Origin of the sequence: Sinorhizobium sp. 22678 (genome assembly GCF_052044265.1) — a bacterium.
Taxonomy (GTDB): Bacteria; Pseudomonadota; Alphaproteobacteria; order Rhizobiales; family Rhizobiaceae; genus Sinorhizobium; species Sinorhizobium meliloti_A.
Genome location: NZ_JBQEMS010000003.1, coordinates 357,083 through 381,585, shown reverse-complemented (window position 1 = coordinate 381,585; position 24,503 = coordinate 357,083). Strand labels below are relative to the sequence as shown.

Genomic DNA, 24,503 nt, shown 5'->3' with positions numbered 1-24,503 from the left:
CGGGAATATCCAAGCCAATGACATCCACACTTCGAAGCGCACGGTGGTTTGCCCCCGATGATCTGCGCTCTTCCGGTCACCGCTCCCGCCTGATGCAGATGGGCTATGACGCCAAGGACTGGGGCGAGAAGCCGATCATAGCCATCCTGAACACATGGTCGGATCTCAATCCGTGCCACGCTCATTTCAAGCACCGGATCGAGGACGTGAAACGCGGCGTGCTGCAGGCCGGCGGCTTTCCCGTCGAACTGCCGGTGCAGTCGCTCTCGGAAAGCTCGCTCAAGCCAACGACGATGCTCTATCGGAATTTCCTCGCCATGGAGGCCGAGGAATTGCTGCGCGGCCATCCGATCGACGGCGCCGTGCTGATGGGCGGGTGCGACAAGACCACGCCTGCCCTCGTCATGGGGGCCATCAGTGCCGGCCTCCCGATGATCTTCCTGCCGGCCGGCCCGATGCTGCGCGGGCACTACAAGGGCGAGCATCTCGGCTCCGGCTCGGATGCGTGGAAGTACTGGGACGAGCGCCGTGCGGGAACGATAACGGATGAGCAATGGGTCGGCGTGGAGGAGGGGATCGCCCGCTCCTACGGCCACTGCATGACCTTCGGAACGGCAAGCACGATGACGGCGATCGCCGAGTCGCTCGGTTTGACGCTTCCCGGCGCAAGCTCCATCCCCGCCGCCGACGCCAACCACATCCGCATGAGCACGCGATGCGGCAGGCGGATCGTCGAGATGGTGCACGAGAAGCTGGGACCTGAGCAGATCATCACTGAAAAATCGGTCGCAAATGCGAGTGCAGTGGCGATGGCGACGGGCTGTTCGACCAATGCCGTGGTGCATCTCATCGCCATGGCGCGACGCGCCGGGGTGCCGCTGACGCTCGAAGATCTAGACCGGGTCAGCCGTACGACGCCGGTGATCGCCAATATCAGGCCCTCCGGCAAGCAGTACCTGATGGAGGACTTCTACTATGCCGGCGGGCTTCGTGCACTGATGGCCGAAATGAAGGAGCTCCTGCATCTCGACGCGATGACGGTGAGCGGATTTCCCCTGGGGGCGACGCTGGAAGGGGCGGAGGTGTACAATTCCGACGTCATCCGGCCACTTTCGAACCCGATCTACCATGAAGGCTCGCTCGCCGTCCTGAAGGGCAATCTGGCGCCGGATGGCTGCGTTGTGAAGCCGTCCGCCTGCGAGGAGCGGCTGCGGGTCCATGAGGGGCCGGCGCTCGTCTTCGACAGCTATCCGGAGATGAAGGCCGCCATCGACGACGAGGATCTCGACGTCACGCCCGACCACGTGCTCATCCTCAGAAATGCGGGGCCCAAGGGCGGGCCCGGCATGCCCGAATGGGGCATGCTGCCGATCCCGAAAAAAATCCTGAAGCAGGGCTACCGCGATATGCTGCGCATCTCCGACGCCCGCATGAGCGGGACGAGCTACGGCGCCTGCATCCTGCACGTGGCGCCGGAGTCCCATGTCGGCGGCCCCCTTTCGCTCGTCAGGACCGGAGACATCATCCGCGTCGACGTCCCCAACCGGACGATCGACATGCTGGTCGACGAAGTGACCTTGGCGAAACGCCGCGCCGAGTGGACGCGGCCCGCCGACAGATACGAGCGCGGCTATGGCTGGATGTTCTCGAAGCACATCAAGCAGGCCAATGAGGGCTGCGATTTCGACTTTCTCGAGACTGCCTTCGGCGCCGCTGTGGGCGAGCCCGACATTTTCTGATTTCACGAAATTCCAGGGAGGAAACATGACCACCTATGTTCTGTCCGACGAAACACGCAGGAAATTCGAAGGCGTAAGCTGCGCCACCTTATGCACCGCCCTCTTCAAGCGCGGCCTGCGCAACCAGTTCATCCAGGACGTTCGTCCGGTCTCGCCGAAGGCGAAGAACATGGTCGGCCAGGCCTTTACCCTTCGATACATTCCGGCCCGCGAGGACCTGAACCAGCTTTCCGTCTTTCAATATCCCGAACACCCGCAACGCGCGGCCGTGGAGAAGTGCCCACACGGTTTCGTCATGGTGATGGATAGCCGGAAGGATCCGCGGGCGGCTTCCGCGGGCTCGATCCTGGTTTCGCGGCTGATGGTGCGCGGCGTCGCGGGTGTCGTCACCGACGGCGGCTTCCGGGACAGCCCGGAAATCGGCGAACTCGACATCCCCGCCTATCACAGCCGTCCTTCCGCGCCGACGAACCTGACGCTGCACCAGGCGCTCGACATCAACGTTCCGATCGGCTGCGGCGACGTCGCCGTCTGGCCGGGAGACGTCGTCGTCGGGGATCGCGAAGGCGTGGTCATCGTCCCCGCCCATCTCGCCGATGAGATCGCCGCCGAAGCCGTCGAGATGACGGCCTTCGAAGATTTCGTCACCGAGGAGGTCCTGAAGGGCCGCTCCATCATCGGCCTCTATCCCGCCACCAAGGATGAGACGAAGACGGAATTTGCCGCCTGGCGCCGGGCCAAGGGACGCTAGGCATGACGATGCTTAGGGACATCACCATCCTTCAGGCCGCCGAACTGCCGGAAAAGACCGATCTGGAACTGAAGGAAATCTTCAATACCGTCCGGCTGCCGAAGGATGCCTCGGCGATCGGGCCGTTTCTTTCCGAATACGGAGCGCGGATTCGCGGCATCGCCGTCAGGCACGCCCATATCGATGCGGCCATGCTCGACCGCCTGCCGGCGCTGGAGATCATCTCCAGCTACAGTGCCGGTCTCGACGGCATCGACGTCGAGACCGCGCATGCCCGTGGCGTCGTCGTCCGCAATACCTCGAAGATCCTTGCCGAGGATGTCGCCGATCTTGCGCTTGCACTAAGCATTTCGGCCACGCGCGGCCTCATGCGCGGCCACGATTTCGTGCGCGAGGGCAAGTGGGGCGAGAGCGCCTTCCCGCTCGGCCGCTCGCTGAGATCGATGAAGACGGGGATCGTCGGGCTTGGACATATCGGCTCGGCGGTCGCCGCCCGGCTGAGCGTGATGGGAGCGCCGACCGCCTATTACGGCCCGAGACGAAAGCCTGTCGACCTTCCCTATTTCGACGGCATCGAGGCGCTCGCGGCCTGGGCCGATCTTCTGATCGTCACCTGTCCCGCCACTCCCGAGACGATCGGCCTCGTCGACGGCGCCGTGCTCGCAAGCCTCGGCCCGGAAGGCTATCTGGTAAACGTCTCGCGCGGCACGATCGTCGACGAACAGGCGCTCATCACGGCGCTCGCCGGAAACGGGATCGCCGGAGCGGCACTCGACGTCTTCGAAAAGGAGCCCTTCGTCCCGGAAGCGCTCCGCGCCGATCCGCGCGTCGTCCTCTCGCCGCACATGGGCAGCGGTACGCGCGAGACGCGGCAGCAGATGGGCGACAGCATGGTTGCCGCATTGGTGGAGCATTTCGAGAGCCGCCACGCGTGATCGTTTGTTCAACCGGGTTGATGGTCGACATTTTGGACCGGGATGATTGTCGACAGATTTTGGGTTGCGGCAGGTTCAGCGGGTTCGCGAAGCCCCGGACGGGGCGGAGCGAACCGGCTGAACCTGCCGCGGCGATCGATAAGGCCGATATCGAGGTCGCAGAAGCGCACGACGTAGTCGCCGGTCTCAAGTTCGGCGATGCCGACGAGCTCGCCGATCAACGCCTCGCTGATGAAGACGAGTCCGCCCTTCCACTTGATCTCGCCGGAGTTGCGAATGCGCCGGACCTGGTGATCGGCGTCATACCAGGGGTCTTCCGCCTGAACCGGCATCGGCCGCTGCGAGGGCTCGTAGAACTCGACCGGCAGCTGTTGCTCGAGCGCTTCATGCGGGCGCTCGTGATTGTAGTACCAGCGGAAGGCATCGAAACGGTCCTGCTGCTCTGCCGCACTCGCGGCTGGCGGGCGCGACGTGTGAGCTTTGAGCGTGCGGTGCATCCGTTCGTGCCGACCATTCTCCTGCGGTGAAGCCGGATTGATGAAATGCGGCTCCACGCCCAGCTTCAGCCACCAAGCCGAAAGCCGTGTCAGTCCGCCGGCCCCGCGTGATCCGAACGGCGCACCATTGTCACAGCGGATAGCCAGCGGCAGGCCGTAAACCCGAAAAGCCTCGGTGAAGACCGGGATGGCCCCTTCGATCGTCGGCGCAACGATCCGGACATCGATCAGAAAGCGGCTGTGGCCGTCTGTGATCGTCAACGGGTCGATCCGTTGCTGATCCGTGGTGCGAAACCAGCCCTTGAAGTCGGTACTCCATTCGTCGTTCACAGCCGTTACCGCTGCATACGGCCGCCGCTGGTCGATCGGCCGGCGGCGGCGCTTCACCGGCGAAACCAGTCCGGCCCCCTTGAGAATGTCTCCAATCGTCGACGCCGCCGGCCAGACTATCTCCGGCGCCTGACGCGAAAGCTTTGCCAACAGCTTGCGCGGCCCCAGATCGGGAAAACGTTGCCGCATTGCGACGATCTCTTCCTTCAGGCCCTCCGCGGTTCGGTGCGGGCAGTGCTGCGGGGCGTGCGAGCGATCCACAAACCAGTCCGAAACCCCGCTGTCGCGCCGACTGCGCCACGCGTAAAACGTATCGCGGCAAACACCGTATCGACGGCAAAGCTCCGAAACGCTCCAGTTCCCGCTGTCATAATCCGAAAGCATCCGAACCCGCTCTTCCATCCGACAAGTCTCGTTAAACGGCATCAAAAGGTCCCCCTCAGATGCCAATCTAACCTGTCGACAATCATCCCGGTCTAATCTGTCGACAATCTACCCGGTCTGAACCGTTCGCAAGAACCCCTCCCCACCCCCGCCCCACCTGTGAATGGGGTTGGGGAGGGGTTCGTTCCTTGCATTGCACGCTCGCGGCCCCGTCCCTATCCTCGCCTCCTCCCCTCGCGGTGAAAGAGCAACGCGATCGCCCCAAGGATGATCGCTCCGCCGATCACGACCTCCAGCCGGATCGGCTCGCCGAAAAGCACCAGGCCAAGAACGAGGGCGATCGGCAGCCGGATGAAGTCCACGATAACCAGCAGCGAAGCGTCGGCGAGCTTCATTGCCCTCGCGAAGGAGAGCTGGGCGAAAAGGCCGCCGATACCCTGCAGCGCCATGAGGGCGAGGCTGAACAGCGAAGGCGTCTGCCAGAAGGGCAGAGCCATGACGAAAGCCACGGGCACCGTCACGAGCAGGTTCAGCCAGGCGATGCTGAGCGGGTCCTCGCGCTCGGCCGAAACCTTCATCAACAGCGCGACGATGGCGAGACCGACCGCTGACGCCAGCGCCCAGGCCGCGCCTGACTGGAAGGTTGCGGCGCCCGGCCTGACGACGATCAGAATACCGGCGAAGCCGGCAATGAGGCTGAGGACCCGGGCGAAGGCAAACCGCTCCCCGAGGAAAAGTACCGACCCGAGCGCGACGAAGAGCGGCATGGTGAACGCGATCGCGGTCGCGGAGGCCAAAGGTATCTCGGTGACGGCAATGAAGGCCGCGACGAGCGCCAGAAGCTTGACGACGGCCCTGATCGCATGGACGGAGAAATGCATCGACCGGCCGCTGAATTGCGCGATGCCGAGCGGAAATCCGCGGCGGCACAGCATCAGATAGAGCGCGATCAGGCTGGCAAGGTTACGGAAGAAGACGATGCCGATCGGGTGGACCTCCCCGGCCACGAAGCGCACGATGACGCCGTCCATCGCCGCGACCAGGGAATTTGCCCCCATCAGCAGGGCTCCGGCGACGGCCGCAGGCAGGGCGATCTTCTTCATGCCGCGTCGGCGGCTGTCTGCCACTTCGGCTTCGGAGTCGCATTGATGAGCTGGCGCGTATAGGCATGTTGCGGGTTGCGGAAGATCTCTTCCGTCGTCGCGTGCTCGACGATCTCGCCGCTCTTCATGACGATGATGCGATCGGCAAAGTGACGAACGATCGGCAGGTCATGGGTTATGAAGATGTAGGCAAGGCCCAGCCGGTCACGCAATTCCGCCAGAAGGTCGATGACCTGCACCTGCACCGAGACGTCGAGCGCCGAGACGGCTTCGTCGCAGACGACGAGCTCCGGATCGCAGGCAAGCGCTCGGGCAATGGCGATGCGCTGCCGCTGGCCGCCTGAGAACTGGTGCGGATAGCGTTTGGCGTGCTCGGGGTTCAAGCCGACGAGCCCCAGCAATTCGGTGACCCGGTCGCGCCAGCGCGCCTTCTCCAGAATGTCCTTGTGGATGCGCCACGGCTCCGAGACGATGTCGAACACCGTCATGCGCGGGTTCATCGAACTGTAGGGGTCCTGGAACACCATCTGCACCTTCCGGCGGAAGGCCAGCAGTTGCTTGCGGTCCATCTTCAGCACGTCGCGTCCGTGAAACAGCGCCTGGCCGCCGGAAGCCTCGTTCAGGCCCAGAAGCACGCGCGCGACGGTCGATTTGCCGGAGCCGCTCTCGCCGACGATCCCGATCGTCTCGCCGGCTGCGACGTCGAAGCTCAGATTCTTGACTGCATGCAAGCGCGCCGGCTTCGCAAAAAACCCGGACGAGAGCGTGTAGAACTTGTCGATGTTCTTCACTTCCAGGATCGGTTTCCCGGCCGGCCGCGGCGGCCTCGCCGGCGCTCCATCGTCGGCATGCGGGAGGGCATTGATCAGCGTCCGCGTGTAGCTGTGGGCGGGATTTTCGAAGACGGCGCGGGCTTCGCCCTCCTCCACGATGCGGCCGGCCTTCATGACGATCACCCGGTCGGCCATATTGGCGGCGACCTCGAGGTCATGTGTGATCATGATGATGGCAAGGCCCTCTTCGGCCTGCAGTTTCTTCAGAAGCTCGAGGATCTGCGCCTGCACGCTCACGTCGAGTGCCGTCGTCGGCTCGTCGGCAATCAGGATTTCCGGCTTGAGCGCGATCGCCATGCCGATCATGATGCGCTGGCGCTGGCCGCCGGAAAACTGGTGCGGATACTGGTCGATGCGCTTCTCCGGCTCCGGGATGCCCACGCGCCTCAATATGTCGACCGCCCTTTGCCGAGCCTCGGCACCGGTCGCAACTCCGTGGACACTGAACACCTCCTCCAGCTGCCAGCCGATCGTATAGACGGGGTTCAGATGGGAGAGCGGGTCCTGGAAGATCATCGCGATCCTCCGGCCGTTGAGGTCCCGCCGCTCACCCTCCGAAAACGAGGAGAGATCGCGCCCGCGATAGGCGACCGAACCCGCGCAGATATCGCCCGGAGGCGTGTCGATGAGCCCCATGATCGCACTCGCGCTGACCGACTTGCCGGAGCCGGACTCGCCCAGGATCACGAGCGTCTCGCCGGCGTCGACATGAAAGCTGACCCCGCTCGTCGCACGGAAGGCACCTCCGAGCGACAGGAAATCCACGGTCAAATCCTTGACCTCGAGGAGGTGTGGGCCGGTCATTTGCGTTTCTCCGGAATGCCCTTCTTCGAGCGGGCGAGTTCGATCCGCCACCGCTGCTGCGGATCGGCATAGGTGCGCCACCAACTCGACAGGATATTGAGCGAAAGCGTCGTCAAAAGGATCGCCAGGCCCGGCCAGAAGGCGATCCACCAGGCGGTCGAGAGATAGCCGCGGCCGGTCGCGACCATGGCTCCCCAGGTGAATTCAGGCGCCTGGATGCCGAGGCCGAGGAAGCTCAGCGACGACTCGGCGAGAACGACGGTCGCGAAGTCGATGGCTCCGATCGTGACCAGCGTCGGCAGCACGATCGGGGCGATGTGACGGAAAAGGATGCGTGTGTGGTTGGCGCCGAGCGCGACGGCGGCGCTGACGAACATCCGCTCTCTCACCTCGAGCACTTCCGCACGCGTGGTGCGCAGATAGATCGGCACGCGGGTGATCGCCAGCACCAGAATGAGGTTGGTGACGGAAGGGCCCAGGCTGAAGAGGACGATCAGCGCCAGCAGCAGCGAAGGAAAGCTCATCACGATGTCAGCACCCCGCATGATCATCGTGCCGGCGGCGCCTCGCGAATAGCCGGCAATCAAGCCGAGCATGCCGCCGATGACGACCGAGCAGAGCACCGCAAAGAACGCAATGCCGATCGTGTTCTGCGCACCCACCACGAGGCGCGCGAGCAGGCTGCGGCCGAGCGTGTCGGCGCCGAGCACATAGGTCCAACCCTGAGACAGGCTGAACGGCGCCATGTTTCGCGCGCGGAAATTCGGTTTGTCGATGAGGTCGCCCATCAGCCACGGACCGAAAACGGCGCATGCGACCACGACCAGCAGGAAGATCACGGCGGCGAGCGCAAGCCAGTCCCGGCTGACGAGACGCAGTATCTGAAAACGCGAGACTTTCGTCTCGGGGGTATCGGCGGAAGTCGTCATGGCCGTCGCACTCATCTCGTTTCAAACCTTATGCGTGGATCGAGCCGCGCATAGACGAGGTCTATCGCGATGTTCAGGACGAAGATGGCAATCGCCGTCACCAGCACCGTCGCCTGGATGAGCGCGAAGTCGCGCCGTACGATCGCGTCGATCATGAGCTTGCCTATCCCCGGCCAGCCGAAGATGGTTTCCACGACGACGGCGCCGTTGACGAGGCTTGCGGCAAGGTCGCCGGCGACGGTGATGACCGGGAGGAGCGAGTTGCGCAGGGCGTGCCGGAAGACGATCCGGGACCGGTTCACACCCTTGGCCCGCGCGGTCTTCACATAGGGCGAGGCAAGCGCACCCATCATCGTGCCGCGAACGACCTGGACCAGCAGGCCGAAGGGTCTGAGGGTCAGCACGAAGATCGGCATGATCCAATGCAGCGCCGTTCCCGTCCCGGAGGTCGGAAGCAGGCCCAGTCCGACGGAGAAGACAAGGATCGCCACGATCGCAACCCAGAAATCCGGGGCGCTGGCGCCCGCCAGCGACGCGGTGCTCGCGATCTTGTCGAACAGGCTGTTCGGGCGTGCCGCGGCAAGCGACCCGACGACGACGGCGAGACAGAGAGAAAGAACGATCGCGATCACGGCGAGCTTCAGCGTTTGCGGAAAGGCCTCGAGCGCTACTTCCATGGCCGGCCGGTTGCGGCTCAGCGCGTCCCCGAAATCGAAGCGCGCGAGATCGACGAGGTAACGGCCGAATTGCACGACCAGGGGATCGTTGAAGCCGTGCGCTTCCGAGAAGGCCTGACGCTGCGCTTCGGAAGAATCGAGCGGCAGATAGAGATAGGCCGGATCGCCGGTAAGCCTCGAGAGGAAGAAGACGAGCACCAGAAGTCCGATCACCGCGATCAGGCTCTGGCCGGCGCGTCTGAGAATGAAAGCGAACACGGCGTTTCCTTTCCACCGTAATCAAGGAGGGCGCCGCGACGTGAGACACGCCGCGGCGGCAGGTCGGGTTCGTCAGTCCTTGAAATGGATCTCGGAGAGCGCGATTTCGCTGTTCGTCTTGAGGTCCGGCTTCCAGTCGAGGCGCGAGCCGACGCGGACATAGCCGATCATGTGGTACATCGGCACGTCTGCGACGATCTCGTCGTGCACCTTCGCGAAGACCTCCTGAAACAGCTTTTCACGCTCGTCGCCGGTCGCGGCCATCGCCTTTTTCAGCACGACGTCGAGGTCGGGATCGGCGATCGTCGAATATTGTCCCTCGCTCAGATACATGACCGGAGCGGTAAACCCGGCGTCGCCCGTGTTGTTGTCGTGCTGCTGCTGGAAGAGCGTCGGCCCCCGTCCCTCCGGGAAGGGCTTGTCGAGATAGCGCACCCAGTCGGCCGCTTCGAGCTGGCGTATGGAGACGTTGAGCCCGATTTCCTGCCACATGGACCGCATCGCTTCGAGGCTTTCGGCCGAGTTCGGGAAGAAGCCGTTGCGCCCGATCAGCACGATCTCCTTGTCGACCGGAGCACCCTCGGCCTTGGCTTGCTCGACCAGCTTCATCGCCTCTTCGGGATTGTAGGTCCATGGCTTGATACCGGGGTTATGACCGCGAACGCCCGGGACGACCATTTGCGAAGCCCGCAGAACGTCCTTGCCGAACAGCGCTTCGCCCATGCCGTCCCAGTCGATGGCCATGTTGAGCGCCTTGCGGATGCGGACATCGTCGAGCGGCGGAATCTGCGCATCGATGCGCATGCGCGTCGTCTCTGAGTTCAGATAGGCAAAGTCCGACTCGGCATTGGTCGCGTCCTGCACGGCGATGGATGGTGTCATGTCCGCTTCGCCGGATTCGACCATGGCCGCCCGGATGGCCGACTCGCTGCGCCAGACATAGGTCGCGCGCGTGACGTCCGGCTTGGCGCCCCAGTAGGCATCGTGACGCTTCAGGACGATCTGTTCGTTGGACTTGCTTTCGACGACATAGGGTCCCGTGCCCACGGGATCGTTGCTTTCCTTGTCGAACGGCATGTTGGGGGAGACGATCTGCACGGTGCCGAGCAGCGTCGGCATGATCGGCACCGGGCTGTCGGAGGAGATCTCCACCGTCTGCGCATCGATCGCCTTCGGCGTCAGTTTGACGTCGCCGAATTTCGAGCGGCTGTCGCAGGTGAGGTCGGGGTTCATCAGGCGATTGATGGACTTGACCACCGCTTCGGCGTCGAATGCCGCGCCGTCCTGAAACTTGACGCCGCTCTTGAGATGCACACGCCAGGTCAGATCGTCCACCTGCTCCCATTTTTCCGCTAGCCAGGGGCCGACGGTGCCCTTCTCCGTGTCGATGACAGTCAGGGTCTCGGTAATGTTTGAATTGATGATGCGGCCGATGTCCGACCTGATGGAGCGACAGGGATCGAGATTGGCCGGCTGCTCCGGCAACACGATCTTCACCTCGCCTTCGGCGGCAATCGCGACGCCGGAAAAGAGCGTCGCGGTCAAAAGCGCCACGGCGCGGGTACAATAGCGGATGGTCATTTCTTTCTCCTCCTCGATAAAGACCAGGACGTTGCGGCGGGCCGTTTTCGGCCTCGTAGTCCTCCGGCACCGCATCCGCACTAGCGCACTAATGTATTAGTGTGTCCACACGAAAGTGTCAACTCAGGCTGAAGCGGTCGCGGCTGCCTTTCCGGAGCGCCTCAGGCAGGCGGCTTCAGCCTGCTTCAAGCTCTCAACCGCTACGCCGACGGGGCCAAGCTTCGCAGCGCTCAGATTGGAGATCATCGGCATCAGCGGGCCCGTGTCGGCGATCCCCGCCAGCCGCATGCCGTCATGAAGCACCTGCAAACCGCCAAGGTCTGTGCGAACTCTCTCGAACTCCAGAAACGGCCGGCTGAGCTCCAATGCCTCGGCTCCGCGCCCGGCCTTGTAGAGCGTAAGGAGTTCCATCGCGGCCGAAGGGGCAATGCAGACCGCGCCCGAAGTATAGGTCGTCATTGCGCGGCGGCCGAGATGGTCGTGGATCGGCGTTTCGCCCATGCCGCTCGCCATCCGGTCTTTCCCGATCGCCGCCATGACGGCGTCGAGATAGGCGTCCTGCGCCGGATCGGCTCGCTCCACCGCATATTTGACGAAATCGACCGCGCCTTCTGAGACGAGGCGGGCAAGCTCGTCCGGATCGACATAATTCTCCCGCTTCAGATAGAGCACCAGGCCATGGCCAAGGACCGCCGCGAGGCGGCGCACGCCATTGGCGACACCGGCGGAATCTGCCGGAAACTGCGTCGGGAGCAGCATCAAGTTCTTGAAACCCAGATCGCGGGCGATCGGCACCTGCGCCAGGGCCTTGCCGAAGTCCGGACCGATCGACGTGACGAGAGCGGTCTGCGGTGCAGCGCCCGCAATCACCGCCTCCATCCCCGCGCGATAGTCGTCCAGGCCGAAATGGTAAAGGTTGGCATTTCCGCCATAGAGGAGAATACGCACCCCGCCTGCCTCGATATGGCGAATGATCGCCACGTTGGCGTCGGCGTTCACCGTCAGGTCCGCATTCAACGCGATGGGCGGGACCGCCACCACGGAAGCTGCGTAATCACGGGCGTCAAGTCGAGTTTGCATGAGAACCTCCTCCATAAGTCGGTTTTCATTACAACATACCCGATGATTTGTAAAATATATTTACCTATCAGGAGTCGATCGTTCCGTCCGTCATCCTTCGGCGCGCCTTGATGATGTGCGTTTCCATCGCCACCCGCGCCCATACGGCATCTTTCGTGCGGATCGCTTCGACGATCTCGGCATGTTCGGCAATGACCCGACGGGCGCGTGCCTGCGATCCGGACCGGGTGAGAGCAAGCGAGACATTCATGAAGCTGGTCAGCGAAACCTCCGAACCTTCCAGCGCCTTGGCGAAAAACTCGTTTCCTGTTCCCTCGCAGATCGCAAGATGGAAACGCCGGTCGCTTTCGGGAAGGAAAGCCCCGCGGCCGACCTCATGGGCGAAGGCCTCATGGGCTTCGAGGATGGCGGCAAGCTGCTTTTCCGTGCGCCGCTCCGCTGCCAGTGCTGCCGCCTGACCTTCCACGTAGAAGCGAAGCTCCTGATAGCGCAGGAAGCGCGAAATGTCTTCCAGGTCGGCCAGGTTCGGCAGATCTTGCGAGGGCCTGCTCAAGACATAGGTGCCGCTGCCGCGCCGCGCTTCCACGAGGCCGTCGACCCGCAGGCGCGCAAGCGCCTCGCGGACGACCGGACGCGAGACGCCGAAGCGTTCGGCAAGTTCGTTCTCCGTCGGCAGCCGCGCGCCCGGTTGAAAGATGCCGTTCAATATGTCGTGCAGGATGCGCCCGTAGACCTGATCGGCATAGCTCGACGGGCGGGTTTCGGCTAGGCTTTCGAGGATGGGCGACTTCGCGGGCACGGCGATCCTTCCTGTCCTGCCGGGCCGGCCGGCGAGATCCACTTCACACTAACACATTAATGCATTATTACAGGATCTGAAACCGTCCTGGAGGATTGGATTTTTGATATCGGAAGCTCCGGCTGCCAAACACCGCAGCGGCCTTGACCGCACCCGGCAGATCGCGCCGCAAATCGTCGAATATCTGCGCGAGAGGATCCTCGCACTCGACCTTGCCCCCGGTACGGCGCTCTCGCGCGTCGAGTTGCAGAAACAGTTCGGTCTCAGCCAGACGCCGGTGCGTGACGCGCTGATGCGCCTGGAGGAGGAAGGCCTCGTCACCGTCTATCCGCAATATGCGACGCTGGTGTCGAAAATCGATATCAATCTGGCACGCCAGACCCACCTCATGCGCCGCGCCGTCGAGCAGGAAGCCGTCTTCAATCTGGCGGAAAAGCCCGGCAGGCGGCAGATCGCAGACCGGCTGCGAGCGGCGAACACCAGGCTGAAAGCCCTCGCCTCCAAGGAACATGCGGAGTTTCTGGCGGCCGACCGTGCGTTCCACTTCATCATCTTCGAGGAAGCGGGGCTGGAGCATATCTGGCCGATCATCCGCCGCCACAGCGGCCATATCGATCGTCTGCGGCGTCTCAATCTCGTTAATGTCGGCACCAAACGTGTGGTGGACACGCACGACATGATCATCGAAAGCATCGAAAAGGGTGCGCCGGTCGAGGCAGCGCAGGCGATGAAGACCCACCTCTCCGGCACGTTGTCGATGATCGACGACATCGCGGCGCGTTATCCGGACTACATAGAACTCGGCTAACATGCCGGGAGCCACGCGCGGCCACCTCATCGATAGGTTCGCGGACGGCGGTCCCGCGGATCTCCTTGTCTGATCCGGCTCGCCTGAGGGCAAGTTCGACATGATGGATTATCTGCTCCTCGCCGCCTCGGGTTTCATCGCCTGGATCGTTTCGACGATCGGCGGCGGAGGCGGAGCCATGCTTCTCGTGCCGCTCATCGGCTTCATCGCCGGTGCCCAGGCCGTCGCTCCCGTGGCCGCGGTCGCCACCGTCATTGCGGGAGGCGGGCGCATCCTGGTGTTTTTCCGGGATATCGAATGGCGCGTCGTCGCGTGGGGTCTCCCCGGCGCGGCCCTCGGCGGCGTCCTCGGCGCCGCCGCCTTCTCCAACACCTCGGCGGAATGGCTTCAGATCGTCGTCGGTCTGTTCCTGATCTCGACAATATTCCAGTACGGCTTCGGCCGGCGGGAAAGGACCTTCGCGGTTGCAACCTGGTGGTTTTTCCCGGCACAATTCATCGTCGGATTTCTTTCCGGCCTCATCGGAGCCATGGGGCCGATCCTCAACACGCTCTATCTCAATGCCGGCATCACCAAGGAAAAGATGGTGGGGACCAAGACAGCAATCTCCCTACCCATGCATCTCGCCAAGATCGGCACCTATACGGCGTTCGGAGCATTGACAGGCAAGCTGCTGCTGTTCGGCATCGCAGCCGGGCTGGGTGCGCTTGTCTCCAACTGGCTCGCCAAGCGCGTGCTGACGAACATGAGCGAGCTGAATTTCCGCGCAATCGTGATCGGCTTCATGGCGCTGAGCGGAGCGTTGATGATCTGGGAGCAAAGAGAGACGCTCCTGCGGATTTTGCCGGGGAGCACTTGATCCCGCCGATCGAGTGCGCTCGGGTTCCACTCAGGATCCGGCCCGCCTACCGGGCTGCCGGGTGCCAGCCGGACTTCTCCGGCTGGCACTGCCGATCAGGATAGATGGTGGCGTTCCTGAAGGCCATAGACCGGCGTCGATATGCCTTCGCAGCGCGCTTTCAACTGCAGCGAAAGATATTGCGAATAATGCCGCGACTGATGCAGGTTGCCGCCGTGGAACCAGAGCGCCTCCTGCTGCGTCGGCTTCCACATGTTGCGCTGCTCGCCCTCCCATGGACCCGGGTCTTTCGGCGTATCGGAGCCCAGGCCCCAGACCTTGCCGACCTTGTCGGCGACCTCCTTCGAGATGAGGTCCGCTGCCCAGCCGTTCATCGAACCGTAGCCTGTGGCGTAGACGACGAGTTCGGCCGGAAGCACGGTGCCGTCCTTCAGCACCACGGCATCCTCGGTCAGGTGGCTGACGTCGGAACCGGACTTCAGTTTGATGCTGCCGTCGATGACGAGGTCGCAGGCGCCGACGTCGATATAATAGCCGGAGCCTCGGCGCAGATATTTCATGAACAGACCGGAGCCGTCAGCGCCCCAGTCGAGCATGAAGCCGGCCTTTTCGAGATCGGCATAGAACCTGGCGTCCCGCTCGCGCATTTTCTCGTAAAGCGGAATCTGGAACTCGTGCATAATTCGGTAGGGCAGCGAGGCGAAGATCAGGTCGGCCTTGCGCGTCGCCACGCCCGCGGCAAGCGCCCGCTCGGAATAAAGATCGCCGAGCCCGATCTCCATCAGCGTGTCCGATCTGACGATGTGGGTCGACGATCGCTGCACCATGGTCACATCGGCGCCGCCTTCCCAAAGTGCGGCGCAGATATCATGCGCGGAATTGTTGGAGCCGATGACCACCACCTTCTTGCCGCGATAGGCGTCGGGACCGGGATGCTGCGACGAATGTTGCTGCTCGCCCTTGAATATGTCCTGGCCTTCGAGCTTCGGCACGTTTGGCTTGCCGGACATGCCGGTTGCGAGAACGAGCTGCTTCGGCCTGAGGACGACCTCCTCGCCATTGCGCTCGACGACCACCGTCCATTCCCTGGTCGCTTCGTCGTATCGGGCCGACTTGCAGGTTGTGGAACTCCAATAATTGAGTTCCATCACCCTGGTATACATCTCCAGCCAGTCGCCGATCTTGTCCTTCGGCGCAAAGACCGGCCAGTTTTCGGGGAAGGGGATATAGGGCAGATGGTCGTACCAGACCGGATCGTGCAGGCAGAGCGACTTGTAGCGCTTGCGCCAGCTGTCGCCCGGTCGTTCGTTCTTCTCGATGATGATCGTCGGCACGCCGAGCTGCCGCAAGCGCGCGCCGAGCGCGATCCCGCCCTGGCCGCCGCCGATGATGACGGCATAGGGCTGCGTCGTGTAGCCGAGTTCGGCTGCTTCCGCTTCGCGCTTTTCCTTCCAGGTCCTGCGGTTCGGGTCATGACCGTGTTCGGCGCCGAGCGGCCGCCTGAGCCCCTTCGGCTCCTCGTGCCCCTTGAGCTCCGTCATCGTCGTCAGGAGCGTCCAGATCAGCCCGTTTTTGAGGCGGATATGGCCGTGGCCGCGCGCCACCTCGGTCTCGAACTCGAACCACCCTTCGGTGACGCCGTCGCCGGCGCTTGCCGGTTCGTTCTCGTCCTGGCGCAGGCGCGCCGGCTTGATCGCCGCGAGCTGCGTCGTCAGCATGTCGCGGATCTGGTCCTGCCCCTCCATCGTTTTGAGATTCCAGGTGAAGGCAACGAGGTCGCGCCAATAGCAGTCGGCTTGAAACAGATTGACGGCCGTATCGATGTCGCCCTGCTCAAGGGCTTTTCCGAGTTTGGCAAGCGCGGTATCGATGCGGGTGCCGGGACTTTCTTCAAGCATGGGTATCCTCCTCTTCGCTTGGATAGCACACGGGCGGCTCCTCAACCGCCCGCAGACGCCAATCGTCGAACCACCTTCTGCAATGACCGTGCCAAGGCAGAAAACCACGTATTTTCAAGGAGCAGAGAGCGTGGAGGTGTCGCATGAAGCGACGCGGCTGCAACATGTGTGGCGCCGCGCCTGTTGCACGGCAGCCACCGGGATTACGCCTCCCAACGGATATACGCGTCGAGGACTGCGGTGAGGTGTGACCGCCTCTGGCCGGCAGGCCAGGGGGTATCCCGGCTGCAGGGGGCGCCGCGCCTCAATGGCGGTGCGGCTTGAGGCGGTAGCGCTTGATCTGCCGGTGCACCGTCGAGCGATCGAGCCCCAGCCGGCGGGCAGCCTCGGAAATGTTCCAGTCGCAAGCGGCGAGCGTCAGGCTCAAGGCAGCGCTCGCCTCGCTTCCGCCGACAGTGCCCGCATTCGCCAGGAGGTGGTCCGGCAGGTCGCCGGGCTCCACGACGCCGTTCTCGGCAAGTGCCGCGGCGACGGCGATGACGTTGTCGAGTTCGCGGATGTTTCCCGGCCAATCATGAGCCTTGAGCGCAGCCAGGGCCGCCGCGGATAATATCAATTCGCCGTCACTGTGCCGCTTCAGGAGCCGCTCCAGCACCCAGTCGAAGTCCGGCCTGTCCCTGAGGGCCGGGAGCGAGAGGGTGGCGGCATTGAGCCGGTAATACAGATCCTCGCGGAATGCGCCTTGCGAGACGAGTTTCTGCAGCGGCCGATGCGACGCCGAGACGACCCGGATACGCACCTTCCGCGGCGCCGTCCCGCCCACCGGCAGCACCTCGCCTTCGGCAAGCACGCGCAACAGCCGGCTTTGCAGGGAAAGCGGCATGTCGCCGATTTCGTCGAGGAAGAGCGTTCCGCCGTCCGCCTGCTCGATCAGACCCTTGCGGCCCTTGGCCGACGCACCGGTGAAAGCTCCCGGCAAGTAGCCGAAAAGCTCGCTTTCGATCAGCTGCTCCGGAATCGCGGCACAATTGATGGCGACGAACTGGCCCTTGAGACCGCTGCCCTCGTGGATGGCGCGCGCGAGATGTTCCTTGCCCGTCCCGGTCTCGCCCTGAATGAGGATCGGCAATCGCGTCCGTGCAAGCTTTGCCGCCTTTGCCTGGAGCGCCGCGATCACGGGCGCTTCGCCGCCGAGCCGCCGCAAGGCCGGTGGAATCTGTTCGTGCAAAGCGAGCGGTGCGCGGACCTTCGAGTGCGGCTCGATCGCATGGGCGAAGAGCGCATTTCCGTCCCGGGCGAAGACGAGCCGCTCCTGGGTCGGACGCCGGCGGGTAAGGTCGGACAGATCATCGATCTCGATGTCCAAGAAGCGCGACACCGGCTCACCGATCAGTTGCCGTGGATCGCGCCAGTCGAGGCCTGTCGAGCGCGCTAGGACTTTCGCCCCTGCATGGGTCATGCCGGCGATCCGGCCAAGACCGTCGATCGAGATCGCCGCCTCCGGATCGACGTCGAGGAATTCGGGAGAGCGCGAGAATCGCAGGACCCATTGGTTGCGCGCTTGCGCCATGAGATTGGCAAGCTCGATGCGCCTTACGGTCGCCGTCACCAGATGCAGTGCAAGATTCTGGCTCGCCTTTAGGATCGGCGAACTCAGAAGCGAGATGTCGAGGACGGCGGAGAGTTCGCCCTGGATGTCGTAGATCGGCGCGGCCGTGCAGGAGAGCGGCGTGTGGGTGTTGTCGAAATGGTCGGTCTGGTGAATCGTCAGCGCCTCTCCCGTTTCCAGGCACGCGCCCACCGCACAGGTCCCGGCGCGCCATTCGGACCACTCCGAACCCAAATAGAGCCCCGCCTTGCGCAGGCTGTTGCCGAAGAGGGGATCGCCGAGGAACTCGACCGTCACGCCTTCGCGGTCGGAAAGCAGCAGCACGTAGTTCTGCCCCGCCACCTGGCGGAACAGGTTTTCGAGCCCCGAACGGGCGATGGCGATCAGATCCTCCGATTGCTGGCGGTGTTCCCTAAGTCGCGTTTCCGGGACGATATAGGCTTCACAACTCTGCGCCGGATCGAGCCGGTGATGCTCCAGGCAGCGCAGCCACGATTTCACGACGGTCTCGTCGCGGCGCACGGGAAGACCACGGCTGACGCGTTCGATTTCGCGGATATGCTCGGAATGTGAAACCATCGCCGCCTCCCAACGACCGCGCTTGCTCCTCCGGCAGAGTTTGCGCATGGCAGGGGCGAAAGTAAAGGAAGCGGCGGCTCGATGCACTACCGATAAAGTTGCGGATGAGCCCCATGAAGCGATTGTGACCGTTCCGTCTTGGGAGGAGCCCCCTCGAGCAGGCGGTCCACGATCATGCGGCCGATCGGAATGGCAGAGGTCGCAGCGGGCGACGGCGCGTTGCAGACGTGAAGCATCCTTTCGGTCTGTTTGAAGAGGAAGTCGTGGACGAGGCTGCCATCGGCCATGACCGCCTGCGCCCGGATGCCCGTCTGCGGGACCGCGAGGTCGTCTATCGTGAGCGACGGGCAGTATTTCCGGCACTCCCGCAGATAGCGGAACCGCGATGCCGAATTGGCGAATTCCGTGACCGCCGACCGCCAGTTCTTCGCGGCCATTTTCCAGAAGCCGGGAAACGCCGCCATGTTCGCCACATCGGTCGCTTTGAAGCTGCCCTTCGGGTAGCCCTCGCGGGCAAAGCCCAGCACCGCATTGGGGCCGACGGTCATGCCCCCGTCGATCGTTCGGGTCAGGTGAATTCCGAGGAAAGGCAGGTCCGGGTCGGGAATGGGGTAGATGAGGCGCCGGGTCACGCCGACCTTCGACGGCGGCAACACGTAATATTCGCCCCGGAACGGCACGATGCGGTGGTCAATATTAAGCCCGGCCATCAAGGCGATGCGGTCGGACTGCAGGCCGGCGCAGGCGATCAGCTTGCGCGCCTCGATGCGGCCGGATGCACTTGCGATCCGCACGCCGCCATCCTCTTCGGCAATGGCAGTGGCCTCGACCCCGCAGCGGATTTCGCCGCCTCGGGCTCCGATGCGCTCGGCCATTGCCCGGCAAACTGCCGAATAATCGACAATCCCCGTCGTATGGACGAGAAGCGCGCCGAGGCCGGCGATGTTAGGCTCCTCCGATCGAAGTTGCGACGTCGACAGGCGAGAGTATTCGATCCCATTCTGCTGCGCTTTTTTCTCCAGGCTCTCCATGCGCTCGACCTCGGCCTCGGTGGTCGCCACCAGCAATTTGCCGCAGGTCTCGAAGGGGATGCCGTTCCCGGTGCAGAATTCCTTGGTCGCCTCCGCTCCCTCGCGGCACAGCTTCGCTTTCAGGGATCCCGGTGCATAGTAAATTCCGGCGTGGATCACGCCGCTGTTGTGGCCCGTCTGGTGGCGCGCAAGCTCCCGCTCCTTTTCCAGAAGCACGATGCTGGCGCCCGGCACCCGTTCCTGCAGCGCCATGGCCGTAGCGAGGCCGACGATGCCGCCCCCGATGATGCAATAGTCGTACAAACTCGCAACCTTCCCGGCTCGTACATGTTATGCGTCCTTTGCCATGCATAGCCTTCTTGCAGGCATCGGGGAAGCACGGTGCCTGGAGCCAGGTGGGAGCCATACGATCAGGAACCGTGTGCGGCCGCCCCCCGGAAAAGTTCCGCCGGGGGACGAGCTTCGCCGCCCCGACGGAGGCGCACGCCACAACAATGCTGCTCCTGGAACAAATCACGGTTGAAAGGGATTCATTTCCAGTCGCCACGCACGGGATAGGAAGCTTGGACTGGAAAAACGCGTTCACCGGAAATCCGGCCGGCCGACGGCGTCGGACAAGCCGGCCGATAATAAAGGAGGCGGAGAATGTCTGGCGCAGCGCGCCCGCACGGCATTTGTCCTTCCTGGTGGACGCAGCCGCCTACTATGCTTGTCTCGACAGCACGTTCGATCAGGCGGAAGAGCAGATCTGGATCACCGGATGGGACTTCGATCCGCGAATCAAGCTCAGACCGGACGACCCCCAAGCGGAATCGCTCGGCAGCAGGCTCGAGCGCCTCGCTGCACAAAAGCCGAAACTGAAGATTCGCATTCTCGTCTGGGCGATGGGACCGATCTATTCGGGAAAGTCGCTCAGGCTGTTTCGCAAGCAGCAATGGGCGGCCCATCCGCAGATCGAACTTCGTTTCGCGAGCCATCGGGCGCTGCGCGGATCGCATCATCAGAAGCTCGTCTGCATAGACGACAGCATCGCTTTTGCCGGGGGCATCGACCTGACGGCGCGCCGCTGGGACACGCCGGAGCACGCGGCCGAGAACGAGTTGCGGCGCGATCCGGACGGAAAACCCTATGATCCGGTGCATGACATACAGGTGGTGCTCGAAGGCGGGGCGAGCCGTGCAATCGGCGATCTCTGCAGATCTCGCTGGAAAGCCTCTACGGGCGACGAAATCGAGGCGCCGCCCGCGCGGGCGCTTGCATGGCCGAACGGCACGGTGCCGGTGCTCGAGGATTGCCCGGTCGCAATCGCCCGCACGGAACCGGGCTCCGGCAAACGACGCGGCCGTCAGGAGGCGCTGCGGCTGACGCTCGATGCTTTGCGCAGTGCGCGAAGTCACATCTACATCGAAAACCAGTATTTCGCATCGGGAAGAATCGGACAGTTGCTCTGCGACCGGCTGCAGGAGCCTGATGGACCGGAAGTGGTGGTCATCACCACCCGCAGCTCGCATGGGCTTTTGGAACGCATCGTCATGGGAGGAAACCGCGACCGCCTCGTTCGGCGGCTCAAGCGGGCCGACCGCTACGGCAGGCTCAGGGTCGCCTATCCGGTCGTTCCCGCCGCCGACGGATCCGAGCAGGAGGTGATTATCCATTCCAAAGTGGTCGCGATCGACGATCGTTTTTTCCGCGTCGGCTCGTCGAACTTCAACCACCGCTCGGCAAGCCTCGACACCGAATGCGACGTCGCCGTGGAAGCCGCCAACGAAGGGCAGCGCGCCGCCATTGCCAGAGTGCGCAACGGCCTGATCGCAGAACATCTCGACATTGAAGTGGACGCCGTTGAGAAGGCACTGAGGGAAACGAACTCTCTCGTCGCCACCCTGGACATGTTGAACACGCGCCGGCGCGGCATACGCGCCTTCGACGGAATCGATGACGACGGCGCGACCAGTCTCATCTGGGGCACGGAGATCGTCGATCCGCAGAGGCCGATCCGACCCTTTTACCGCACGCACAAGCTCGTGAGGCGCTGGATCGGTCAGCTTTTCGCCTTGCTCGCCAGGCTTTTTTCCTCATCTCGACGGGCGACGAACTCCGTGACCGAAAGCAAGATCAAGCCGAGCGGCAGCGGCAGGAAGAAATAGATCGCCCGAAAGGCGATCAGAGCGCCCAGGCTCGCCGAACTGCCAAGCAGAAATGCGATCGTCGCCTCGAGTACGCCGATGCCGCCGGGGACATGGCTGACGATCGCGGTCACGCCGGCCCCGACATAGGCCATGGCCGTATCGATGAAACTCACCTCCTGGAAGGCGCTCAGCAACTGATGCAACGCTGCGCTGACGCAGAGGAAGTTGGCGACTCCGACGACGACCTGCAAGGCCGCAATCCCCACCGAGGGCATTTCGAAAGTCCAGCGAAAGAGGCGAACCGAGCCCCGCAGAAAATAAGCGAGCAGCACGTAACCGGCCGCGGCCGCAATGCAGGCAGTGCCTAACAGAAAAGCGCCGGTCGTGGAAAATCCCGTAAGGCGCGCGGCACCCGCCGGCACGATCAGAAAACAAAGCCCGGCCAATGTGACAAGGCCGAGGCCGACGGTGACACCGCAGAAGAGAATGACCTTCGCCACCTCTTCGGCGCTCAGCCCCCAACGCGAGTAGAAGCGGTAGCGGACGGCACCGCTGCTCAAGGCCGCACCGCCGACATTGTGGCCGATCGAAAGGCTGGTGAAGGAGGCGATGGCGATTTGCGGATAGGCGAGCTTCCGCCCGACATAGCGGATGGCGAGGGTGTCGAAGAGGGTCAGGCAGAAATAGGAAAGAAACACGAAACCGATGCCTAGCAAGAGATTCCGGGCCGGAATCCGCATGATCGAGCCGACGATTTCATGAAAGCTGTGTTGGCTGAGGGTCCGATAGATCAACCAGCCCGCCACGCAGATACCGGCAGCGATGAACAATCTCGCTAGAATTTTTCTGGACATCGGCCCTCCCTTGCGCACCCACCGGAACGAAAAGCAGGTGCTGCGTGTTCCGAAGGCGATGCGACAGCGGATACGTTTCCTCACCTACAACGTTCACAGCTGCTTCGGCACCGACCGCAGGCTCGATCCCGCGCGCATCGCCGCCGTCATCGCCGAGTGCCAGCCCGACGTCATCTCATTGCAGGAGGTCGACGTCGGCCGCGCCCGCACCGGCGGAATAGACCAGGCCCATATGATCGCCACGCATCTCAACATGGAAGCCGAGTTCCATCCGGCTCTCCACCTGGAGGACGAGAAATACGGAGACGCCGTTCTGACGGCCTTGCCTATGCGGCTGATCAAGGCAGCACCCCTCCCCTCGTCCGGCGAGCCGCGAGGCGCACTCTGGGTGGAGATCGACGTCGCCGAAATCAAGCTTCAGGTGATTGTGACGCATCTCGGATTGCGCGGCGCCGAGCGCCTGCGCCAGGCGACCGCCCTTCTAGGCCCCGGCTGGCTCGGAGGAATGGCCAAGGGGGACGCTCACGTGGTCCTGGCAGGCGATCTCAACGCCACGGGGCGTTCTACCGCCTACCGGCTCCTGGCCCGACAGCTCAGCGACGCGCAGCTGCTGACCGGGGCCAAGCCGCGGCCGACCTTTCCATCGCGATTGCCGCTGCTGCGCATCGATCACGTGCTGGTCGGCAAAGGCATAGAAGTGGCTTCCTGCAGAGTGCACGGCAGCACGCTGGCGCGAAGCGCTTCGGATCATCTTCCGCTGCTTGCCGAACTGGATGTCGTCAAGCGAGACGAAAAGCAGGAGGCCTGAAAACGACAGCGCCGCGCATCTTGTCGGAGGCGCGGCGCTGCCCGCAGGTCCCGCAGGTTTCTGGTCTGAAACGGTTTCAGTGTTTGGCCGTCACGTCCCGCTGGTCTCGCTCCAGGAATCTGCGCGTGATCTCACCGGCGTTCTCAGCCAGCCACTCGGCCATCGCGATTTCCTGCTGCAGGATGCTCTCGCAGACCCGCTTCGTCTCCTGATCGCCCGCCTGTTCGGCTGCGGCGATGAGAATCCTGTAGCTGGCGATTTCCATATGCTCGAATGTATAGCTGGCCAGCGTGCCCTTGACGACTTCGTCACTGACGAAGAGGCCGCTCAGGCCTTGCCCGAAGGCAACGATCTTGCCGCTGATATCCTTGATGCTCGAGGTTCCGCCGTCGAGCCGTTCGAGGCAGCGCTCGAGCATGGCCGCCTGGTCTTTCGTCTCCTGCAGGTGGCGGTCGATCCTGGTCTTGAGTTCTGGATAGTTTTCCAGCCGGCTCGATTGGCTGGTGAGCATCGTGATCGCCTGCTCTTCCATCGCATGTGCATCCCTGAGCCAAGCCACAAGGTGTTCGTTCGCAGTAGCCATCGGATATTCCTTTCTTTTCGCGCGCCCTCCAACCGGCGGTTTCCCGAAATGTTCCTGCAGAACGGCGCGTGATCGCCTCACCCTGCGGCTTCGGAACAATTCGACGCCTTGGTGATTGGAGGCCGGAAGACCGCAGGTTTCGCGGTTCGGTCTCGACAATCGTCGGAAGGTTCACATGTCCAAGATCCTGGCTGCAGCAGTGATCGTCGTCCTGGTGGTGATTGCGGCGCTCTGGATGATGTTCCCTCTCGACCAGTCGGCCGAATCGGGGCAACCGCCGCCGCATGCGATCGACCAGTCGGAGTAGCACATGCACGAAGAGCTCAAAATATACCGTCTGTCGCCACTCGCCGAGCCCGACGATCCGAACTGGCAGAATGCCAGCTACCAGGGCGAGGTCGTGGTGGCGGCAAGATCGAGCGGCGATGCCCGCATCGTCGCAAGCGAGGCGGAGCTCGATTTCCTCGAAATCGACGCCAAGCCGGCGGAAGGGGTGACAACCGACATGGCCAGCGCGTTTCGCAGCGAGAAGCTCTACACCGTGGTCGAGGAGGGGCCGGCCCCGGACGGCACGCAACGCGGCGTGCTCCGCGGGGAGGTGAGCGTCGACAACATCATCTCGACGCAGCTTTAACGCACCGATTC

Annotated in this window: 22 protein-coding genes; 9 read left to right on the top strand and 13 right to left on the bottom strand. The window is 63.3% G+C overall.

Going from position 1 to position 24,503, the window contains the following annotated elements; translation table 11 throughout:
- Window positions 1–17: 17 nt before the first annotated feature.
- Genes araD through ACTJKL_RS07300 form a run of 3 tightly spaced genes read left to right on the top strand, consistent with a single transcriptional unit; the run spans window position 18 to window position 3,425 of the window.
- Complete coding sequence (gene araD, locus ACTJKL_RS07310; protein ID WP_440852564.1) at window positions 18–1,739, top strand: L-arabinonate dehydratase; 1,722 nt, start codon at window positions 18–20, stop codon at window positions 1,737–1,739.
- A gap of 25 nt (window positions 1,740–1,764) precedes the next feature.
- Window positions 1,765–2,490: a ribonuclease activity regulator RraA gene (locus ACTJKL_RS07305; protein ID WP_440852563.1), complete on the top strand. Its 726-nt coding sequence runs from the start codon at window positions 1,765–1,767 to the stop codon at window positions 2,488–2,490.
- 2 nt (window positions 2,491–2,492) lie between these two features.
- Window positions 2,493–3,425: a 2-hydroxyacid dehydrogenase gene (locus ACTJKL_RS07300; protein WP_440852562.1), complete on the top strand. Its 933-nt coding sequence runs from the start codon at window positions 2,493–2,495 to the stop codon at window positions 3,423–3,425.
- An 8-nt stretch (window positions 3,426–3,433) separates the two neighbouring features.
- Here the strand turns inward: ACTJKL_RS07300 and ACTJKL_RS07295 are convergent, their stop codons facing one another.
- The 8 genes from ACTJKL_RS07295 to ACTJKL_RS07260 all read right to left on the bottom strand — a co-directional run bounded on the left by ACTJKL_RS07295 (window position 3,434) and on the right by ACTJKL_RS07260 (window position 12,700).
- A complete protein-coding gene (locus ACTJKL_RS07295) occupies window positions 3,434–4,654 on the bottom strand; it encodes an integrase core domain-containing protein (RefSeq protein WP_440852561.1) in 1,221 nt (406 codons plus the stop codon).
- A 197-nt stretch (window positions 4,655–4,851) separates the two neighbouring features.
- The gene (locus tag ACTJKL_RS07290) at window positions 4,852–5,739 is read right to left on the bottom strand and encodes a DMT family transporter (RefSeq protein WP_100670892.1); all 888 of its coding nucleotides are present in this window, start codon (window positions 5,737–5,739) and stop codon (window positions 4,852–4,854) included.
- Window positions 5,736–7,376: an ABC transporter ATP-binding protein gene (locus ACTJKL_RS07285; protein WP_440852560.1), complete on the bottom strand. Its 1,641-nt coding sequence runs from the start codon at window positions 7,374–7,376 to the stop codon at window positions 5,736–5,738. Before ACTJKL_RS07285 ends, ACTJKL_RS07290 begins: the two co-directional genes overlap by 4 nt.
- Window positions 7,373–8,305, bottom strand: coding sequence for an ABC transporter permease (locus ACTJKL_RS07280; RefSeq protein ID WP_026168691.1), 933 nt, complete (start codon window positions 8,303–8,305; stop codon window positions 7,373–7,375). The genes ACTJKL_RS07285 and ACTJKL_RS07280 overlap by 4 nt, the downstream gene beginning before the upstream one ends.
- An 11-nt stretch (window positions 8,306–8,316) precedes the next feature.
- On the bottom strand, window positions 8,317–9,240 hold the full coding sequence (locus tag ACTJKL_RS07275; protein ID WP_003532182.1) for an ABC transporter permease: 924 nt from the start codon (window positions 9,238–9,240) through the stop codon (window positions 8,317–8,319).
- Window positions 9,241–9,312: 72 nt separating this feature from the next.
- Window positions 9,313–10,821, bottom strand: a complete 1,509-nt coding sequence (locus ACTJKL_RS07270; RefSeq protein WP_440852559.1) for an ABC transporter substrate-binding protein — start codon at window positions 10,819–10,821, stop codon at window positions 9,313–9,315.
- 123 nt (window positions 10,822–10,944) lie between these two features.
- Window positions 10,945–11,916: a dihydrodipicolinate synthase family protein gene (locus ACTJKL_RS07265; RefSeq protein WP_440852558.1), complete on the bottom strand. Its 972-nt coding sequence runs from the start codon at window positions 11,914–11,916 to the stop codon at window positions 10,945–10,947.
- A gap of 52 nt (window positions 11,917–11,968) precedes the next feature.
- The gene (locus ACTJKL_RS07260; RefSeq protein ID WP_018095931.1) at window positions 11,969–12,700 is read right to left on the bottom strand and encodes a FadR/GntR family transcriptional regulator; all 732 of its coding nucleotides are present in this window, start codon (window positions 12,698–12,700) and stop codon (window positions 11,969–11,971) included.
- Window positions 12,701–12,803: 103 nt separating this feature from the next.
- On the opposite strand from ACTJKL_RS07260, the gene ACTJKL_RS07255 reads away from it, so the two are divergent.
- Both ACTJKL_RS07255 and ACTJKL_RS07250 read left to right on the top strand, forming a co-directional pair.
- A complete protein-coding gene (locus tag ACTJKL_RS07255; RefSeq protein WP_275599597.1) occupies window positions 12,804–13,508 on the top strand; it encodes a GntR family transcriptional regulator in 705 nt (234 codons plus the stop codon).
- Window positions 13,509–13,608: 100 nt separating this feature from the next.
- Window positions 13,609–14,367, top strand: coding sequence for a sulfite exporter TauE/SafE family protein (locus tag ACTJKL_RS07250; protein WP_338284190.1), 759 nt, complete (start codon window positions 13,609–13,611; stop codon window positions 14,365–14,367).
- A 95-nt stretch (window positions 14,368–14,462) separates the two neighbouring features.
- Here the strand turns inward: ACTJKL_RS07250 and ACTJKL_RS07245 are convergent, their stop codons facing one another.
- From ACTJKL_RS07245 to lhgD, 3 genes are all read right to left on the bottom strand, one after another.
- Window positions 14,463–16,265 (bottom strand): NAD(P)/FAD-dependent oxidoreductase, encoded by a 1,803-nt coding sequence (locus ACTJKL_RS07245; RefSeq protein WP_440852557.1) that lies wholly within the window; start codon window positions 16,263–16,265, stop codon window positions 14,463–14,465.
- Between the two features lie 304 nt (window positions 16,266–16,569).
- Window positions 16,570–18,453, bottom strand: a complete 1,884-nt coding sequence (locus ACTJKL_RS07240; RefSeq protein ID WP_440852556.1) for a sigma-54-dependent Fis family transcriptional regulator — start codon at window positions 18,451–18,453, stop codon at window positions 16,570–16,572.
- 86 nt (window positions 18,454–18,539) lie between these two features.
- The gene (lhgD, locus tag ACTJKL_RS07235) at window positions 18,540–19,787 is read right to left on the bottom strand and encodes an L-2-hydroxyglutarate dehydrogenase (protein WP_440852555.1); all 1,248 of its coding nucleotides are present in this window, start codon (window positions 19,785–19,787) and stop codon (window positions 18,540–18,542) included.
- A 191-nt stretch (window positions 19,788–19,978) separates the two neighbouring features.
- On the opposite strand from lhgD, the gene ACTJKL_RS07230 reads away from it, so the two are divergent.
- On the top strand, window positions 19,979–21,631 hold the full coding sequence (locus ACTJKL_RS07230; RefSeq protein WP_440852554.1) for a phospholipase D-like domain-containing protein: 1,653 nt from the start codon (window positions 19,979–19,981) through the stop codon (window positions 21,629–21,631).
- On the opposite strand, the gene ACTJKL_RS07225 is transcribed toward ACTJKL_RS07230, so the two are convergent.
- Window positions 21,526–22,467, bottom strand: coding sequence for a putative bifunctional lysylphosphatidylglycerol flippase/synthetase (locus ACTJKL_RS07225; RefSeq protein ID WP_440852553.1), 942 nt, complete (start codon window positions 22,465–22,467; stop codon window positions 21,526–21,528). The genes ACTJKL_RS07230 and ACTJKL_RS07225 overlap by 106 nt on opposite strands.
- Window positions 22,468–22,477: 10 nt before the next feature.
- Here ACTJKL_RS07225 and ACTJKL_RS07220 point away from each other — a divergent pair, with 10 nt between their 5' ends.
- Entirely contained in the window at window positions 22,478–23,275 is a 798-nt protein-coding gene (locus ACTJKL_RS07220) for an endonuclease/exonuclease/phosphatase family protein (RefSeq protein WP_440852606.1), read from the top strand.
- A 76-nt stretch (window positions 23,276–23,351) separates the two neighbouring features.
- On the opposite strand, the gene ACTJKL_RS07215 is transcribed toward ACTJKL_RS07220, so the two are convergent.
- Entirely contained in the window at window positions 23,352–23,858 is a 507-nt protein-coding gene (locus tag ACTJKL_RS07215) for a ferritin-like domain-containing protein (RefSeq protein WP_100670916.1), read from the bottom strand.
- A 175-nt stretch (window positions 23,859–24,033) separates the two neighbouring features.
- On the opposite strand from ACTJKL_RS07215, the gene ACTJKL_RS07210 reads away from it, so the two are divergent.
- Together ACTJKL_RS07210 and ACTJKL_RS07205 are read left to right on the top strand one after the other, a co-directional pair.
- On the top strand, window positions 24,034–24,165 hold the full coding sequence (locus ACTJKL_RS07210; protein ID WP_018095947.1) for a hypothetical protein: 132 nt from the start codon (window positions 24,034–24,036) through the stop codon (window positions 24,163–24,165).
- A 3-nt stretch (window positions 24,166–24,168) separates the two neighbouring features.
- Window positions 24,169–24,492: a hypothetical protein gene (locus ACTJKL_RS07205; protein ID WP_100670920.1), complete on the top strand. Its 324-nt coding sequence runs from the start codon at window positions 24,169–24,171 to the stop codon at window positions 24,490–24,492.
- Window positions 24,493–24,503: the final 11 nt, after the last annotated feature.